Annotated in this window: 1 pseudogene; it reads left to right on the top strand. The window is 36.9% G+C overall.

The window, feature by feature from the left end:
- Positions 1-1,559 precede the first annotated feature (1,559 nt).
- Positions 1,560-1,742 (top strand): annotated as a pseudogene (locus tag AC3DU7_RS31260) (IS630-like element ISMae25 family transposase); the annotation flags it as partial.
- Positions 1,743-2,407: the final 665 nt, after the last annotated feature.

Consider the following 2,407-nt stretch of genomic DNA (forward strand, 5'->3'; position numbering starts at 1 on the left):
TTATGAATTGACGATCAGCAAAGTTGATATTATTTAACTGACTACCAATTTGGTCCGATAAAATAGTCTTGAAGGATTGTAGTTTTTAGGACTTAACTAGACACAGAGCTTTATCGCAAACATTTACAAATCTGGTAAATTTCACAATATTGTGCCGAACAGGAGGTTTTGCATATTTGTGTATTAGAATTAGTAAGCTGTTGTGCATTTAAACTACTTATTTGTTGTGTACTTTATATAAAGTACAATCCCTATTACTTTTGGCTTCTGACTTGCTAAGGCGTATTCTAATAGCTTATACAGGCTGTGGGAAGTATGGAGGATGTTACATATTTGCCCATTGGAATTCTTGTTTGAGAAAAATGAGATTGAAAATTAGAAATCTTATAAATGAACTGCATCACAAAACAGTTTTGTTTTTATATAGAATCCGGTTATATCATAATATCTTTAATAATTCTATAATTACTCCTCTACTGCCTATTCAAGCGGATTTGATATTAGTGCATCTTGCCTCCTCTGGAAGAGCTACGCTAACAGAGTAGTTTTACTATCGGAATGCTACACAAACTTCAAGACTTTGATGTGATTTTACTGCCAACTTTTGCAGTTTTGAAGAAAGTTTTTTCTTTTGCTAGCGCACAATGTAGGTTAACACAAAGCGTTGCGTCAGCATCATCGCGGAGCGCGGAACAGAATTATATCGCGCTCTTATTCAGATATAATATTAGATGTTTCAGAGACTTACACTAGCAAAACTCTTAGTTAAACTGAAGAAATACTGAATAATTTAGGTGGTAAGTAAAGGTATAATTAGCAATGATGGTTTTCACCTAGATCGCGACTCATAGCATGCATCAAAAAGGAATGTGTTCAAATAATACAGTAGGGGTATTTTGCTAAAGCATAACTCCGTTAACATTCCGCGATATGTAAAGCGGAACTTCTACATTAGCTAGCGCAGGATGGCGGAAATAACTGACTAGTTACAAAATCCTAAAACAATTACAAATCAAAAATGATTGATTTTTGACTGTTTTGAGTGTGTCTTACATTCTAGAGGGCTGTGTGCGGAACTATAGTCATTCTGAATAAGACTGGAACACTTTTTCATCTGAAACTCTTTCAAGGTAAGAAACCCTTGTCTCAATCTTAACTGGAATAGACTATATTTCCGGATTTTAAAAGCGCCGTAGGAAACCTCGCCAATTAGCACTCGATGCATGATTTTAACTTCCGTATAGCAACACTAACGCACAATAGAAACCTTTCCTGCTCCAGAAGCCCACCGTCTAGCTAGACGCCTAGAAATCTATCATATTCCCCGTAATGGCAGTTGATTAAATGTGGCCGAGATCGAACTGATATCATGTTCCCCCGGAGGGGGAGCTACGCTAACGGATAATCAGTGATAATAAAATTTAAGGACTCTGGGTACTGACAGTACCAAAGAAATACTGAAATTATCAATACCCCATCTCCAATATTTCCTATGTATTTCTGCTTTCTTCCCTCCTGACTCCTGACTCCTCACAACAGTTATTTATAAGTATTCAACCGAACATGATATGAGTATTTTAACTAAACAATGTTTGGACAGACGCATTCCTGCTACTGAGGAGTTACACCAAGAATTATCAGCATGGAATCAAGAGCGCAATCAAACTGCTAATAAGGTGATTTGGCATTTCTCAACAGACGATGCCAGAGTCAAACTGCAACATCTTTATCCTGGGGCATGAAACTCCCGAACTTTGATAAATCTGCTGTTTTGGGCTACCTATTTTTAGCGTTGGCGGAGCCTAGCGGCAGCTATATCACTTGTCTTGACATTAGTAACTTTTGGCGAGCTATTCTAATGCACCATTTAAGGTGTGTCAGTCCACTAGGTTAACACTTCTACTTTACAGGAGATATCTCTTTGACAAAGCTGTTGAGGGAACGCGCACTAAGAGAAAAAGAGAATTTATGACCTAAAAACTGGTATAGAAGCCATTCATTCTGTACATTGCCCTACCGACAGCTCCCCTACCTGATATCAGGTCTGTTTAATTCGGTATGAAAAGTAGTAATAAATCACAAATTTAAGATGTAATATCATGTCCGTTGGGGCTCGTTTGTGTCAACCCAAGGATTAATAATCTGGAAATTTAAGTTTTTTCTTGCCCTTATATAAAATCCGGTTATATAGTTATCGCATTCTCTACTTCCATTCAATGCATACATAAAATGCGGGAATATACCCAGATAATTTCCACTATTATCCTTCCTTACTCCTGACTCAGTCTTTCTGAATTTTGATTTATACGATAACTAATTGTCCGGATACTATATTATTCTTCCTTCTTATCAGTCGCCGTACTGTTCACAAAAATAAAGGCAACCTTGACACAAAAAGTTTCATTAT

The sequence above is a fragment of the Okeania sp. genome (assembly GCF_983059655.1).